17 protein-coding genes and 1 pseudogene are annotated in these 14,471 nt (G+C 67.5%); 9 read left to right on the top strand and 9 right to left on the bottom strand.

Annotation, left to right across the window (positions count from 1 at the left end):
* Positions 1 to 154: 154 nt before the first annotated feature.
* From IU476_RS26435 to IU476_RS26420, 4 genes are read left to right on the top strand one after another with little or no spacing between them, the layout of a single operon-like run.
* The gene (locus IU476_RS26435) at positions 155 to 421 is read left to right on the top strand and encodes an acyl carrier protein (protein ID WP_195104487.1); all 267 of its coding nucleotides are present in this window, start codon (positions 155 to 157) and stop codon (positions 419 to 421) included.
* A gap of 4 nt (positions 422 to 425) precedes the next feature.
* Entirely contained in the window at positions 426 to 1,559 is a 1,134-nt protein-coding gene (locus IU476_RS26430) for a 3-oxoacyl-[acyl-carrier-protein] synthase III C-terminal domain-containing protein (RefSeq protein WP_195104485.1), read from the top strand.
* Between the two features lie 21 nt (positions 1,560 to 1,580).
* Positions 1,581 to 3,947 (top strand): type I polyketide synthase, encoded by a 2,367-nt coding sequence (locus tag IU476_RS26425; RefSeq protein WP_195104483.1) that lies wholly within the window; start codon positions 1,581 to 1,583, stop codon positions 3,945 to 3,947.
* Between the two features lie 2 nt (positions 3,948 to 3,949).
* On the top strand, positions 3,950 to 5,242 hold the full coding sequence (locus tag IU476_RS26420) for an FAD-dependent oxidoreductase (protein WP_195104481.1): 1,293 nt from the start codon (positions 3,950 to 3,952) through the stop codon (positions 5,240 to 5,242).
* 33 nt (positions 5,243 to 5,275) lie between these two features.
* Here IU476_RS26420 and IU476_RS26415 read toward each other — a convergent pair whose 3' ends face one another.
* Positions 5,276 to 5,851, bottom strand: coding sequence for a TetR/AcrR family transcriptional regulator (locus IU476_RS26415; RefSeq protein ID WP_195104480.1), 576 nt, complete (start codon positions 5,849 to 5,851; stop codon positions 5,276 to 5,278).
* Positions 5,852 to 6,257: 406 nt separating this feature from the next.
* On the opposite strand from IU476_RS26415, the gene IU476_RS26410 reads away from it, so the two are divergent.
* Positions 6,258 to 7,061, top strand: a complete 804-nt coding sequence (locus IU476_RS26410; RefSeq protein WP_228824389.1) for an alpha/beta hydrolase — start codon at positions 6,258 to 6,260, stop codon at positions 7,059 to 7,061.
* Between the two features lie 198 nt (positions 7,062 to 7,259).
* On the opposite strand, the gene IU476_RS26405 is transcribed toward IU476_RS26410, so the two are convergent.
* The 4 genes from IU476_RS26405 to IU476_RS26390 all read right to left on the bottom strand — a co-directional run bounded on the left by IU476_RS26405 (position 7,260) and on the right by IU476_RS26390 (position 9,132).
* The gene (locus IU476_RS26405) at positions 7,260 to 7,556 is read right to left on the bottom strand and encodes a hypothetical protein (RefSeq protein WP_195104476.1); all 297 of its coding nucleotides are present in this window, start codon (positions 7,554 to 7,556) and stop codon (positions 7,260 to 7,262) included.
* Positions 7,557 to 7,716: 160 nt separating this feature from the next.
* Positions 7,717 to 8,298, bottom strand: a complete 582-nt coding sequence (locus IU476_RS26400) for an HdeD family acid-resistance protein (protein ID WP_195104474.1) — start codon at positions 8,296 to 8,298, stop codon at positions 7,717 to 7,719.
* Between the two features lie 175 nt (positions 8,299 to 8,473).
* Entirely contained in the window at positions 8,474 to 8,959 is a 486-nt protein-coding gene (locus IU476_RS26395; RefSeq protein ID WP_195104472.1) for a hypothetical protein, read from the bottom strand.
* Positions 8,956 to 9,132 (bottom strand): hypothetical protein, encoded by a 177-nt coding sequence (locus IU476_RS26390; RefSeq protein ID WP_195104470.1) that lies wholly within the window; start codon positions 9,130 to 9,132, stop codon positions 8,956 to 8,958. Before IU476_RS26390 ends, IU476_RS26395 begins: the two co-directional genes overlap by 4 nt.
* A 253-nt stretch (positions 9,133 to 9,385) precedes the next feature.
* Between IU476_RS26390 and IU476_RS26385 the strand changes: the two genes are divergently transcribed.
* Positions 9,386 to 10,174 (top strand): alpha/beta fold hydrolase, encoded by a 789-nt coding sequence (locus IU476_RS26385; protein WP_195104469.1) that lies wholly within the window; start codon positions 9,386 to 9,388, stop codon positions 10,172 to 10,174.
* A gap of 38 nt (positions 10,175 to 10,212) precedes the next feature.
* Here the strand turns inward: IU476_RS26385 and IU476_RS26380 are convergent, their stop codons facing one another.
* Entirely contained in the window at positions 10,213 to 10,593 is a 381-nt protein-coding gene (locus IU476_RS26380; protein ID WP_195104466.1) for a DUF1304 domain-containing protein, read from the bottom strand.
* A gap of 146 nt (positions 10,594 to 10,739) precedes the next feature.
* On the opposite strand from IU476_RS26380, the gene IU476_RS26375 reads away from it, so the two are divergent.
* From IU476_RS26375 to IU476_RS26365, 3 genes are all read left to right on the top strand, one after another.
* The gene (locus tag IU476_RS26375) at positions 10,740 to 10,913 is read left to right on the top strand and encodes a CsbD family protein (RefSeq protein ID WP_195104465.1); all 174 of its coding nucleotides are present in this window, start codon (positions 10,740 to 10,742) and stop codon (positions 10,911 to 10,913) included.
* Positions 10,914 to 11,157: 244 nt separating this feature from the next.
* The gene (locus tag IU476_RS26370; protein ID WP_195104462.1) at positions 11,158 to 12,042 is read left to right on the top strand and encodes an alpha/beta fold hydrolase; all 885 of its coding nucleotides are present in this window, start codon (positions 11,158 to 11,160) and stop codon (positions 12,040 to 12,042) included.
* A gap of 353 nt (positions 12,043 to 12,395) precedes the next feature.
* The gene (locus tag IU476_RS26365) at positions 12,396 to 12,713 is read left to right on the top strand and encodes a hypothetical protein (RefSeq protein ID WP_195104460.1); all 318 of its coding nucleotides are present in this window, start codon (positions 12,396 to 12,398) and stop codon (positions 12,711 to 12,713) included.
* A gap of 156 nt (positions 12,714 to 12,869) precedes the next feature.
* Here the strand turns inward: IU476_RS26365 and IU476_RS26360 are convergent, their stop codons facing one another.
* The 3 genes and pseudogenes from IU476_RS26360 to IU476_RS26350 all read right to left on the bottom strand — a co-directional run bounded on the left by IU476_RS26360 (position 12,870) and on the right by IU476_RS26350 (position 14,377).
* Positions 12,870 to 13,565, bottom strand: a complete 696-nt coding sequence (locus tag IU476_RS26360; protein ID WP_195104458.1) for a type 1 glutamine amidotransferase domain-containing protein — start codon at positions 13,563 to 13,565, stop codon at positions 12,870 to 12,872.
* A 5-nt stretch (positions 13,566 to 13,570) separates the two neighbouring features.
* Positions 13,571 to 13,681 (bottom strand): annotated as a pseudogene (locus IU476_RS26355) (acetoacetate decarboxylase family protein); the annotation flags it as partial.
* Positions 13,682 to 13,801: 120 nt separating this feature from the next.
* Positions 13,802 to 14,377, bottom strand: a complete 576-nt coding sequence (locus tag IU476_RS26350; protein ID WP_195104456.1) for a TetR/AcrR family transcriptional regulator — start codon at positions 14,375 to 14,377, stop codon at positions 13,802 to 13,804.
* Positions 14,378 to 14,471: the final 94 nt, after the last annotated feature.

Below are 14,471 nucleotides of genomic sequence, written 5' to 3'. Positions count from 1 at the left end.
GTGCGGGCGTAGGGGTTGAGCCGATCGAAATAGATTGTCCCGCAAGCATATTCGGGGACGATCTGTTGACTGCGAACATTTCCCGGTGCCACACTGGCGGCGCAGGCTTCAGGACGACAGCGAGCCGGCCCGGCAGAGTGAACCGAGGTGTGACATGTCGATCGCGGAAGATATTCAGCAGGACATATTCCGGTATCTCGAATCCCATTACGGGATCGAGCCGGAGGAAATCAAGACGCACTCCGCGTTGACCGCACTCGGTGTCGATTCGCTGGGTTTGCTCGCCATCGCGGACCTGGTGAAGAAGAACTACGGAATCGAGCTCGACGACGAGCGTATCGCGGGCGTCCGGACCTTCCGGGACTTCACCGAACTTCTGGAGAGCAAATTGGCCGCGGACCAGAGCAACACCGGAGCGTGACCGGATGAGCGCCTACATCACCGCCACCGGCCACTTCCTGCCCGGCCCGCCGGTGCCGAACGAGGAGATCGAGGACTACATCGGCCGCGCCGGCCTGGCGTCCGCGGACCTGCGGGACATGATCCTCACCAACAGCGGCATCAAGACCAGGCACTATGCCATCGACACCGAGCAGCGCACGGTCTACTCGAACACCCGGATGGCCGCCGAGGCGGTGCGCCGGGCAGTCGACCGGGCGGGCCTCGCCGACGGCGAGGTGCAGCTGCTGGCAGCGGCGACCACGATTCCGGATCTGCTCGGCCCGGGCCACGCCAGCATGATCCACGGCGAACTCGGGTACGCGCCGATGGAAGTCATGACGGCGCACGGCATCTGCAGCTCGGGAATGATGGCGTTGAAAGACGCGTACTTGCAGGTCGCTATCGGCGAGAAAAACACCGCGGCGGTGGTGGCGAGCGAATTCGCCTCCCGCGGATTCAAGAGCTCCCGCTACGCCGAGATGCGGTCCGTGGTCGAGAACGGTTCGCTTCCGATGGAGACGGCGTTTCTGCGTTACATGCTCTCCGACGGCGCCGGTGCCGTCGTCGTGCGTGACGAGCCCGCCCCGCAGGGGGTCAGCCTCCGCATCGACTGGATCTCGCTCACCTCGTACGCCAACACCGAACAGGCGTGCATGTTCTTCGGCAGCAACTCCAACGAGTGCGCGAAGACCTGGGGCGATTACGCCACCGCCACCGAGGCCGTCCGCGACGGGGCCATGGCGCCACGACAGAAACTGTCGCTGCTGCCGCACTTGGTCGATGTCGGTATCGCCGAATACGAACGCCTGCTCGGCACAGACCGTTTCGATCCCGCCGAGGTCACCTGGTTTCCCGTGCACTACTCCAGTGAGCGGATGAAAGAGCTGCTGCTCGGCGAATTCAAACGCCGCGGCGTGCGGGCCGGCAAAGAGGAGAACTGGTACAGCAACCTGACCCGAGTCGGGAATGTCGGCAGCGCGAGCATCTATCTGATCCTCGACGAAATGATGACCGAGGGCATGATCTCCCCCGGCGACACCCTGCTGTGCATGGTGCCCGAATCGGGCCGGTTCATCGTGTCGTTCATGCACCTGACCGCCGTGACCGCAGACCGTTGAGCGCGGTCGAGGGGGAATCACATGGCTGACGAGCAACAATTGCGAACCTATGTGCGCACCGCCGCGCACAAGCTGCACGTCGCGCGAGAGAAGTTGCGCCAGTGGGAAGTTCGCGCCCGCGAACCGATCGCGATCATCGGTATGGGATGCCGGTACCCCGGGGGCGTCGACTCACCGGCCGCACTGTGGCAGATGGTGCTCGAGCGGCGCGATGTCATCACGGGCTTCCCGACCGCACGCGGCTGGGATACCGCCGTCCTGGCGGGGATGGACCCGGATCGGCACAGCGTCGTCGCCCGCGGCGGCTTCTTGCACGACGCGGGGAACTTCGACGCCCGGTTCTTCGGCATCAGCCCGCGCGAGGCGCTGGCCATGGACCCGCAGCAACGACAACTCCTGGAGGTGACCTGGGAAGCGTTCGAGGACGCCGGCATCGACCCGACGACGTTGCGCGGCAGCAACACCGGTGTCTACGTCGGCCTGTTCGCCAGTTCCTACGCCCGGTTGGACGGGCGCTACCGCCCACTGGCGGGCGATCAGCTCGCCGGCCTGGCCGGATTTCTGATGACGGGGGTGGCCGCGTCGGCGGCCTCGGGCAGGCTGGCCTACAGCTTCGGGCTGGAGGGTCCCGCGGTGACGATCGATACCGCCTGTTCTTCGTCGCTGGTGGCCCTCCACCAGGCCGTCGGCTCGTTGCGGTCGGGGGAAACCGAGCTGGCGGTGGTGGCCGGCGCCACCGTCATGGCCACCCCGGACATGTTCGCCGCCGGCACCGAACGCGGCATGGCGCCGGACGGACGCTGCAAGGCCTACGGCGCGGCGGCCGACGGCACGGGCTGGTCGGAGGGCGTGGGAGTGCTTCTGCTGGAACGACTCTCGCAAGCTCGTCACCACGGACACCAGGTGCTGGCGCTCGTGCGGGGAACCGCGGTCAACCAGGACGGCGCCTCGAACGGCTTCACCGCCCCCAGCGGCCCGGCCCAGCGGCGCGTGATCGAAGACGCGCTGGGTGCCGCCGGTCTCTCGTCCCGTGACGTCGATGTCGTCGAAGGCCACGGCACCGGGACCGTGCTCGGCGATCCGATCGAGGTCAACGCCCTGCTCGACACCTATGGACGCGATCGCGAGCAGCCCGTGCTGCTCGGATCGATCAAATCGAACATGGGCCACACGCTTGCCGCGGCGGGCGTGGCCGGAATGATCAAGACGGTGCTGGCGATGCGGCACGGGATCGTCGGCCCGACCCTCCACGCGGACCATCCCACACCGCATGTCGAGTGGCGGCCCGACAGGCTCACACTCGTTACCCGGCAGCGGGACTGGCCCGACACCGGGCGGCCGCGCCGCGCGGCGGTCTCGTCGTTCGGCATCACCGGCACCAACGCGCACGTGGTCATGGAAGAGGCGCCCGCAGAAGAAGATTCACACTGTGACGAGCGACCGCGACCGCCGGTGTACGTGTGGGTGGTGTCGGCGCATTCACCACAGTCACTACGAGCGCAGGCGGGCCGCCTCGTCGAGCGGCTGACCGAGCCGGACCGCCCGCGACTCGACGACATAGGTTATTCGCTCGCGGCGACGAGAGCGCGGCTTGCTCACCGCGGCTTGATCATCGGACACGAATACGACGACATGGTCGAGGGCTCGGCCGCGCTCGCCGCCGACCGCGACTCCCCAGTTGTGGTGCGCGGCACGGCATCACCGGATGCCGAGACGGTGCTGGTGTTCCCGCCGGAGTGGCATTGGCGGCCGGGCAGCGGGCGCGGACTCCATGCCGCGTTCCCGGCCTTCCGCGACAGTTTCGACGAGGTGTGCCAGGCGTTCTCCACCGCCGTCCCCCACCTGCCTACTGTGGCTTTCGATATCGAATCCCCGCCGCCGCCAACCGATATCGCCGCGCCCGCGACATTCGCCACCACCGTCGCCGTCCATCGACTCCTGAGTTCCCTCGGAGTGCGCGTCGACCGCGCGATCGGCGCCGGAGTCGGGAAGATCGCGCAGGCGTATCTCCGCGGCGACTATTCGCTGTCCGACGCGGTCGAGAAGGTCGTCGCGGCCGAGGGAGACACGGCCGGTGACGAGACCTTGGTTCGGGAGGCGGCCGCGGCCCTCACGGAGACCGCGTCGATCTTCCTCGACTTGGGCTGCGGCGCAGCGGCTTCCGTTGTGTGCGACGCCGTCGAGGGCGCCGCGTCCGACGTCGTCACCGCCGGTGTGCTGTCGCCCGGCGACCACGAGGCCGACGACGCCGCGGTCCTCGCGACCGCGTTGGCACGCGCACACGCGGCGGGCACGGCGGTGGACTGGGCCGCCTGGCATCGCGGCGCGCGGCGAATCCCGCTGCCCACCTATGCGTTCAGCCACCGCCACTACTGGCTCGGAAATTGACCATGGCGGGTGACGTCGCGGTCGTCGGCAGTGGCATCTCCGGATCGGCCGCCGCCTTCCAGTTGCACCGAGCGGGCTGCCGAGTCGAGATCATCGAACGGCAGCCGACCGCGGGCGGCCGGTTCGGCGCGGGGCGGATAGGCGGACGATCGGTACTGGCCGGCGCCCGACTGATCGGGCACAAATACACCGGTGTGCGCGAATTCCTCGGCGCGCTCGGCCCTTTCGCGCTCGAACCGTACCCGGTACCGCCGGTCCGGGTGTCCGACGGCGCGGGCCACGACCTGGACCCGCGTGTCAGGGCTCGAATCGGTCGGCACCTGATCGACATGGGGGCGGCACCGCACCACATCGCCAAGCTGACATACCTCATGACACGGGCCCGCGGCGCCGACGGCGGACCCGACTCGCGCTATTTCGCGAAGCTGGCGGAGATCGGCGACCACAAGCCCCTGAGCGCGCATTTCGGTCCGGAGATCGCCGACGCGGTGCTGCGGCCGATGACCGCCTGGGCGCACGGCGCCGACCCCGACGACGTCTACCTGGGCTCCTTCGGCGCCACCGCCGCCACCGTCTGCGACGACTTCGAGCAACTCAGCGACGGTCTGGCGCCGGTGATCGCCGCACTCGCGCAGCGGGTGCGGCTGCGGACGAGCACCACGGCGACACGCTTGATCGTCCGCAAAGGGCGCGTCTGCGGCCTCGAGGTCATCGATCCCGACGGCGTGCACCGGCGAACGAACTACGACGCCGTGGTCCTCGCGACACCCGCCAGGGCCGCCGCCGACCTGGTCGCCGACGAATTCCCGGCGCTGGCGGCGCTGCTCGCCCGGCTGCGGTACCGGCCGGCGACCGTCGCGTTGGTCGAATACGACCGCGGCCTCTTCCCCCCGGACCTCGCCGTACTCGCCCTGGACGATGCGTCGTGCCGCACGGCCGCTGTGCAGAGCACCGACCGGCGCGAACTCGTCCGATATACGTTCACCGGTCGGCCCGGCACGAAACCTCCTACTCCGCAACAACTTCGGACGTGGCTCGCCGACGCCGAAAGGCGCCTCACGAACCACTTCGACAAGCCCGTGCCGACCCGCCGAACCGTTGCGGCATGGCGGTGCACCGTCGGCTACTGCGGCTATCCGCCCTTCCACACCGAGTTCGTCGGCAAGGTACAGCACGAGCTGAGCGATATCGCCGGGCTGGAGCTGGCCGGAGACTACCTGTGCAGCCCGTCGCTGGAAGCGTGCTACCAATCCGGCGCGGCGGCCGCGGCGCGAACAGTCGATCGACTCGGATAGCCGGACGCGTACCGATGGCCGTCCGAAACATGTTCAGCAGGTGGGCGTTTCGGCCGTCGCGGCGGGGAGCTGGTGCGCGCGCTCGACGACCGCGCCCGCCAACGCGGTGCAGTACGAGGCGAGCGCGGCGGAGGACATCGGACGGCCGTGGTCGAGCCACCAGATCAGGGTGTGCGTGAGCATGCCGCCCAGCACGGTGGCGACCAGGTCCGCGCCGGGCTCGTCGAGCCGCAGGCGCGCGTCGAGCATGCCGGTGAAGCTGCGGTGCACCCGCGCGGCGAACCACGGACTTCCCTTGGGGCCGAGCAATACTCGATACCAGCGGTCATGGGCGGCGACATGATCGAAGAACCGCCGCAACCGGGTCGCCGGGTCCGCGGCGCCGGGCTCGTCGGCGCCGTCGACGAGCACCGCGGCCCCGTCGTCGAAGATGTGCTCCACCAGCTGATACTTATCGCGATAATGCCGATAGAAGCCCGCGCGGCTGACCATCGCCCGCTCGCAGATCGCCGCCACGGTGACACGGTCGAACCCGTGCTGCTCCACCAGCTCGATCACCGCGTTACGCAGCGCCACACGAGTGCGGCGCACCCGCAAATCCTCCGGCATACGAGACACTTTCGGCTCCCTGTCTCCGACACGACAGCTCCCGAGAACTGTCACTCGCCCACCACCACCCCGGGCACCGACGATGGGCTGTGCACCCCCTGACCTCGCCCCCAACGGAAATGACGCCGATGCCGAGGAACGCACACAACCGGCCACGCTACGCGGCATTCCTCGTCTGCGCCGTTGTCACCCTACTCGGCATCATCGAGCAGTCCTTCCCCGCAACACTTTTCGGTCTGTGCCTGATGCTGGCGGCACTCCCGGAGCTCCGGGGCCCCGCGCAGTGAACACAGAATTCGGGAGTAGTGATGCACGACATGCTGTCACCAGCACCTCGGGAAGCGCAGTCCGGCCGGGCTCAGGGCGGGCCCGCCGCGCGGACGCACGGGCGATCGTGGGGTGCGTGATGGAGGGCGTACTCGAGGTCACCGGTGCCCGGATCTTCTATCGGACCACCGGGGCGGGGCCGGTGTTGATGCTGCTCCCGGGCGGAGCCGGTGACGCCGACGCCTACGCCGAACTCACCGCGCGGCTGGAATCCGATTTCACCGTGGTCGCGTTCGATCGGCGCGGACTGTCCCGCAGCAGTTCACCAGCCCGGCCCGCGACGCTGTCCGTGCACGCCGACGACGCCGCAGCCGTCCTCGCCGCGGTGACCGACGCCCCTGCCGCGGTGTTCGGCAGCAGCATCGGCGCGGTCGTCGCCTTGGAACTGCTCACCCGGCACCCCGGCGCCGTGCGCGTGGTGCTCGCACACGAACCACCGCTGTCCGCACTCCTGCCGGAACCGGACCGAAGCGCACTGGCCGAGACGCAACGCGAGATCGAGCAGACCCACCGCACGGCCGGCGTGGCCGCGGCAATGTCCCGCTTCGCCCAGTTGATCGAACTCGACCCCACCGACCGCGAAGACGGCACGGCCCTTCCGATCCCCGACGCCGACAGCGCCGCAAACCTGACCTACTTCCTCACACACGACGCCCCGGCAGTACGCCGCTACCACCCCGACCCGGACGCCCTCCGCCAGCACGCAAGCAAACTCCTGCCCGCCGTGGGAACCACCACAACCGGCATAATCCCCTCCTGCACACACGCCCTCGCCAACCTACTCGGCATCAACACGATCTCTATCCCCGGCGGCCACCTCGCCCCCTCACTCCGCCCACACGCCGTCGCCGAGGTCCTGCGCCTCGAACTAACCCGCAGATAACCTCGCCCCAACCAATCTCGGTAAACAGGGCGATCACCGCCACGCATTGTCACAACCCCAGTCACACGATCGAACGGCATGCGTGTTCGACGCTCCGGGCCGGTCCGAGGCGATGCGAATTATCTTCGGCCGGTACGAGTTTCGACGGCGGCACCGGGAGGAGTCCGCGAGTTCCGATCCGCGAATTCTCGCCCTGGCTCACAGCACAGTGACTTCCATGATTCCGTCGACGATCCTGAATTCGGCTCGGCAGGGGAACAGCGAGGTGCCGTCGGTGCGGCGGTGGAGTCGGTCGGCGGCCAGCATCGAGATGGCCCAGTCGGTCAGAACGGTCGGCACCCGACGGGGTGCGCCATCGGCACAGTGGAGCAGGACCCGGCCCGTCAGAGCGGGCGGCTCCAAGTCCATTGCCGCGATCTCGACGACCAGTCCGCTTGTCTCGGCAGCCGAGACGACCGGGACGTCGAGGTCTTCCACAACCGCCATGGTGTCCATGAGGGCACGCTAGCGATCTTTCGCAGGATTACTCAGACGGTTGCTTGTAGGCACGAACAGCTGACATCGGAGGCCTCTCCCTTACTGAGAGAGTTCACATCGACGCATTACACACTGCTCGTCCGCAAACGGACCACCCGCCGGGCGGGTCCGAATGTCGTTACGGCCCGCCCTGGGATTCGGTGGCGCTGCGGCGCATTCGGATGGCGTGGGCGATTTCCACGATGCCGAGGGCGATCAGCCACCATCCGGTGACGAGTGTCAGCGCCGTGAGCGAGCGGATCGGGGAGACGATCAGAACGACGCCGCCGGCCACGACGACGAGTCCGAAGAATGCCTGCCAGCCCCGGGCGGGCACCGCCGGGTCCGACAGCGCGGCCATCAGCAGGGTGACGCCGCGGAACATCCAGCCGATGCCGATCCACAAGGCCAGCAGCAGAATCGACTCGAGCACGTCACGGAAGCAGAAGAAACCCAGAATCAGCGACAGCGCACCGCTGATGAATGCCAATGCTCGCAGTCCGGGCGGCGCGTGCTCACCGAATGCGGCGACCAATTGCAGCACTCCCGACACCACCAAGTAGATGCCGAACAGCGCCCCGGCGACGACGAGCGTCGGACCGGGCCAGGCCAGAACGAGAACGCCCAGCAGAACCGACAACACCCCGGTTGCCGCGATCATCTGCCATGCGCGTCGGGCCAGCTGCGGCAGCGAGCCCTCGAGATCCCTCGTTGTAGTCATGTCGAACAACCCCAGTAGTCGTTACCGAAAGAGGGAACACCGTTGTCTGCCTCCAGTGTGACGACTTGCGATGCGGGACACACCGTTTCAACCCAATCGGCGGTTCACCCCGCACGACGCGCCGATCGCCGCCGAAATCCGTGCCGTTTTCCGAAACTCGCGCTGAACGCGCGTGTCAGAGGACGACGAAGCCCGTGCACACGATCAAGGCGAAGACGGCGGCGATCTGGCAGATTCCGGCCACCCACAGAATTCGGTACTTGAGGTTCGTTCCTTTGCGCAGTGTCTCAAGTGAGCGGATGTTGCAGAACGCGGTGATATTGCGCGCGGTGGTTTCGGAATCGGTCCAGTGCGCGTTCGTCATGGCGCGCAGCGTGTCGAGATCGACGGCGTCGTAGGACTTCGCCAATCCGGCGAGCAGCGACAGCGCGGCGGTGGCGAGCATCGCGAGCAGAGCGACGACGAGCGTGAGTTTGGCGCCTCCGTCGAGGGTGAAATCCTTACCCTTCAAGACGGTGAATACGGCGACCACCAACGTGACCAGAGCCGTGGTCGCGGTGAGTGACGCTGCGGCACGGCTGTTCACGGCATCGCGCCGATCGTGTTCGGCCTTCAGTTCACCGGCGATGTGAGCCGCGTATTCCTTGCCTTGGTCACTCATCCCTCGTCACGATCGAAGGGCCGCGTCAGGAAATCGGTTGGCACCGCCTCCCGCATAACCGGCTCGAACTTCACCCAATCTCGGTCGGGCGGCAGTTCGACCGGTACGGGAGCGGGCTCGTCCGGCGTGTTGTCGGCACCGGTGGGACGGGGATCATCGACATCGCTCGGCATAGCGATCATTCCTCTCCGGGCCGCCGAAGCGGCGGCTGCGCACCGCGTCGACACGGTGCTATAGGCATCATCGGACGAGGGCCGAGATTCGCAACATGACCAAGCGAGCGCCATGGGGTCACCGGCACCCTCCTTCCTCACCACCACCTTCACCTGCGGAAACAACGTAGAACCTCCGTCTTATACAAATGTCTTGCACATTTGTCTAACCCTCGTTACTGTCATGTCAGCACAACGAGAACGGAGCCCGACAATGACCACGACGACCATCCGCACCTCCTTCGACATCGCCGGCCGCAGCCTGTCCTACCTCGACTTCGGCGGCACCGGACGCCCGCTGCTGGCACTGCACGGCCACATGTCCGACGCCGAGAGCTTCACCGGGCTGGCCCAGCGCCTCGGTCCCGATTGGCGATTGATCGCACTCGACCAGCGCGGACACGGTTACTCCGACCGCCCGGCGGACTACTCGCGTCAGGGATACGTCGCCGACGTGCTGGCGCTGCTCGACCACCTCGGCCTGGAGCGGGCGGTGCTGCTCGGGCACTCGGTCGGCGGGCTCAATGCCTACCAGCTCGCCGCCCGGCATCCCGAACGCGTCGAGGCGATCATCAACGCCGACATGGCCGTATCACTCGGACTCGACGGCACCAACCCGTTCGAATTCCTGCGCGCCCTGCCCCACCAGGCGCCCACCCGACGACAGCTCATCGACGAAATGGGCCCACTGGCAAGCCATTTCGGTGCGCTCGTGCGCGAACGCGCCGACGGCACCTGGAGCCTGCCGTTCCATCCACTCGACATCATCGACTCCGAAGAGCAGGTCCACGGCGACCACTGGACCGACTGGCTCGCCGGCACCTGCCCCGCCCTGATCATCCGCGGCAGCGACGGCGCCATTCCCGCCGACCAGGCCCAGGCCATGGCCGAGCGTCGCCCCCACACCCGCCTGGTCGAACTCGACACCGACCACTTCGTCTACGCCAACGACCCCGACGGCTTCGCCGCAGCGGTCAACGAATTCCTCGACCAGCTGCGGTAGAACCACGCCGTCGGCGAACCGGCGCTGCCGCCCCGGATTCAGAGCTGCGTCAGAGCAGCCAGCAGGGCCAGCGCGGGGAAGACACCTTGCACGGCGGCGGCCCGCGCGAAGCGACGATCCTTGGCCACCAGCACGACCGCGGCGGCGAGCATCGAACCGCAACTCATCAGCAGCAGCGCCCAGCCCGCCGAGGGCAGGCCCCGCAGGAGCCCGACACCGACGAAGGCCCCGACCGCGAGAAACAGGTTGTAGAAGCCTTGGTTGAAGGCCCAGCTCCGGACCGCGGCCAGCTCGGTGTCGGCCACGCGGAAAGTCCGCCGGTAGACCGCGGGATCGGCGAACCGCACGGATTCGAGCACGAAGATGAGGCAATGCACCAGCGCCGCCACAGCGGCCGATATCTGCACGATCGTGAGCACCGCATCCTCCTCATGAATTCCCGGGACGATCACGCGGGTACGCCACCACGATCATGACAGGGCGGTGTTTGACGACGGCTTCCGAGGCAATGACGGTTGTGGGCCGGCGGCAACTGCCACCGGACTCCTCACGAAAGGAGATCGCAATGAGCGCCACGGACAAGGCCAAGAACAAGCTCGACGATCTGACCGGACAGGCCAAGGAGAAGTTCGGCCAAGCGGCCGGCGATGCCGACAAGGAGAACGAAGGCAAGGCCGACCAGGCGAAATCCAACATCAAGGACGCGGGCGAGAAGATCAAGGACGCCTTCGACAAGTAGCCCGCCAGCCACCCCGAGTGGCCACCGCCAGGCCGCGGCGGCGAGCTGCTGCGTCAGGCCAGTGCTACCGCGTCGGCATTCTTCCGGCGCGGGGCAAGGCGTCGTTCAGCGCTGGCCCGGGGATTCTGCCGGAGATCATCGCGCAGTTCCTGGTGAATGTCGTCATCTGGTGAATGTCGCCGACAGCGCACGACGACCGCCGCTGGACGCTCCACGCAAGGGGTGGCGGGAAGGAGCGATCGCGATGACGAATTCGGTGCGCACCACCTACCTGGACATCGCCTACGAAGAGGCCGGCAACCCCCACGAGATTCCGCTGGTGCTCTTGCACGGCTGGCCCGACGATGTCGGCTGCTGGCGCGAGGTCGTTCCGTTGCTCGAGCGAGAGCACCGGCTGCTGCTGCCGTCGCTGCGCGGGCACGGCGAAACCCGTTTCCGCTCCAGCGATTCGGTGCGCAGCGGGGAGACCGCCGCGCTGGCCGACGACCTCATCGCATTCATCGACGCCCTCGAACTGGGTCCCGTCGTGATCGCCGGGCACGACTGGGGCGCCCGCGCCGGATACGCGGTCGCGGCGTGCCGCCCCGACCTGGTACACGGCCTGGTCGCCCTCTCCGCCGGATACGCCGCCAGCGGACCGACCACACCCGTGCCCTACGACCTGGCCCGGGCCTACTGGTACGAATGGTTCGTCGCCACCGAGCGCGGCCGCCGCGCCTTCACCGAGGACCGCCGCGAGATCTGCCGCTACCTGTGGCGAACCTGGTCCCCGGCATGGGAATTCACCGAATCCGAATTCGCCCGCACCGCACGCGCCTGGGACAACGACGACTGGCCGCGGATCACCGCCCACGCCTACCTGAACCGATGGGGCGAACAACCCGGCGCCCCCGAATACGCCGACCTCGACCAACACCTGGCCACCCACCCACCGATCGAAGCCCCCACCGTCGTCCTGCACGGCGCCGACGACCGAGACAACCTCCCCCACACCACCGAAACCCAACGCCGATACTTCACCGGCCCCTACCAACGCCACGTCCTCCCAGGCATCGGCCACTTCGTCCCCCGCGAAGCACCCGCCACCACCGCCCGAGCCATCACCGACCTCACCCACCGAACCCGGTAACAGCACCGAGCGCGCCGCCCCCTTCCACACCATCTCCTCGTCGGCGATACGACCCAGCCCCGCTGCCGAGTTCGGGTGAAGTGGCAGGCATTGTGCACGGAATCCGATCCCTGAGTCATTCGCAGAGGCGACCGAACATATTGTCGCGCAAAGGGTTCGGCTTGCTCTGTGGTGGCTACGGTCAGGGCTGGTCGCACGGTGAACATCGCCTGCACGTGCTGGGCTCCGATCGAAGCCGCGCGGCCTTAGTGCCCGAAAACGCTGGTATGTCCGGGTTGCGATGCAGGTTCTGGCAGTTCGGCTAGGGTTCCGGTGTTGATCAAGTGTTCCGTTTCGATTCGAGAAGGAGTCACATGATTCACCGGATTCCCCGCGTTCTCGCCGCCGGGCTGTTCGCCGTCACGGTGCCGATTGCCCTGGCCGCCGGCACCGCCACGGCGAGCCCGGGTCTCGGCCCGGCGGGAGTGGACGGCGGTTACGCCGTAGCCGAGTCTCCCGAAAGCGACGGCTCTACCGGCTCGGCGGGCAACCTGGACAGCAATGGCAATGGCAGCAGTGTGGCCGGACCCAAAGAAAAGTCCCGGTACGAGCAGCTGATCGAACGATGCAAGACCTTGCCGAAGACTATGCAGTGGCGTTGCTATCAGGATGCGGATCGACTTCCGCACTGATCCAGCACCGGACCGCCCGATACTTCACGGCGGGCTGAGTAGCCGCATCGGGCGGTCCGGCTCGAGACGGATCGGAACGAACCGCGTTCGAGACACTATGGGCGTGTTGCCCGCAGTGGCAGCGACGATCGACGATGCTACGCCGGGCACCCTCATCTACGTGTTGCCCGCGAGCGCCTCGACGACCTTTCGCGCGGTGGCCTTGGCCGAGCCCGGGTTCTGGCCGGTGACGAGGTTGCCGTCGACGACGGTGTAGGACACGAACGGCAGCTTCGCCTTCTGATAGAGCGCGCCGCGCTGCTTCGCGCGCTCCTCGGCGTTGTAGGGCACCAGCTTGTCGACGCGGGCGAGTATCTCCTCCTGCCAGGCGAAGCCGGTCATGTGCTTGCCCGCGATGAGGTAGGAGCCGTCGGAGAGGCGGGTGTCGAGCAGGCCGCAGTAGCCGTGGCAGACCGAGGACACGATGCCGCCGCGCTCGTAGATCTCGCGGGTAATGCGCTGCAGGCCTTCGGAATCGGGGAAGTCGTACATCACGGCGTGGCCGCCGGTGAAATAGATGGCGTCGAAGTCGGCGGAGTCGATCTGCTCGGGGCTCTTCGTGGTCGCGAGCAGATCCATCTTCGCGGGGTCGGCACGCCAGGCCTTGGCGGTCTTGTCGTAGTTGGGGAACTTCAGCGCCCGCGGCTCCAGCGGAGTGGGGCCGCCCGCCGGGCTGACCAGGGCCTGCTCGAAGCCCGCCTCCTCGAACACGTGCCAGGCGTGGGTGAGCTCGGAGAGCCACAGCCCGGTCGGGTGGGACGGGTCGTCGTAGTGGCCGACATTGGTAACGACATTCAGGACACGCTTGGTCATCGTCCTCAGCTCCGATCCTGCACGGAGGTGGGCACCGGCATGTGCAATGCCAGCTGGCCTTCGGTGGTGACGTCGAGCTGGATCGTCCGGATCGGTTTCAGCGAGCGCAGGTCCTCGGTCCGCTCGGTCAGCTTGCCGGTCGATGCCATCGACTCTCCTCCAATGTAAGCGGTGTCAACACCGAGGATCGCACGGCATGTAAGCACTGTCAACAACGCAGGGCGCGAGGCTGGGCGTCAGGAGCCGACCGACGCGATGGCGAGGAAGGCGCCGCGCACCCGCTCGGCGACCTCCTCGTTCGAGGCCGCGTGCAGCTTGCCGTCGAGGTACAGGCAGGCCAGCCCGTGAGCGAGGCCCCAGCCGCCCGACGCCAGGGCCGAGGCGTCCGCCTCGGGGAAGACCTGGTCGAGCGCGTCGGCCAGCAGCTCGTGCAGGGCGTCGGCGGCTTTGACCCGCTCGTCGTCCGCGTCGTCGCACGGCTTGCCGAACATCACGCGGAACAACGCCGGACGCCGCAGCGCGAAGGCGACGTAGGCGACCGCGAACTCGGCCAGGTCCTGGAGTGAGGCGGGCGGGTTGCGCCCCTCGTCCAGATCCGCCAGCAAGTCCCGGAAGCCCTCGACGGCCAGTGCGGATTCCAGCGCGCCGCGGTCCTTGAAGTGGCGGTACGGCGCCGTCGGCGACACGCCCGCCCGGCGCGCGATCGCGCGGAGCGAGAAGGGCTCCCCGGCTTCGAGCATCTCCATCGCGGTCGACAGCAGCGCCGCGCGCAGGTCGCCGTGATGGTAGCCAGTTTTCTCCGATGTTGACATTGCTTACTTCGTCCTTCTACACTGTGTTAGCACTGTAAACATAGCGCACGGATCGTTCGGTGGCACGACACCGCCCCATCACCTCGAGGAGACC

It is taken from the genome of Nocardia blacklockiae (assembly GCF_015477355.1).
Classification (GTDB): Bacteria; Actinomycetota; Actinomycetes; order Mycobacteriales; family Mycobacteriaceae; genus Nocardia; species Nocardia blacklockiae.
This window is presented reverse-complemented; position numbering and strand designations above follow the sequence as displayed.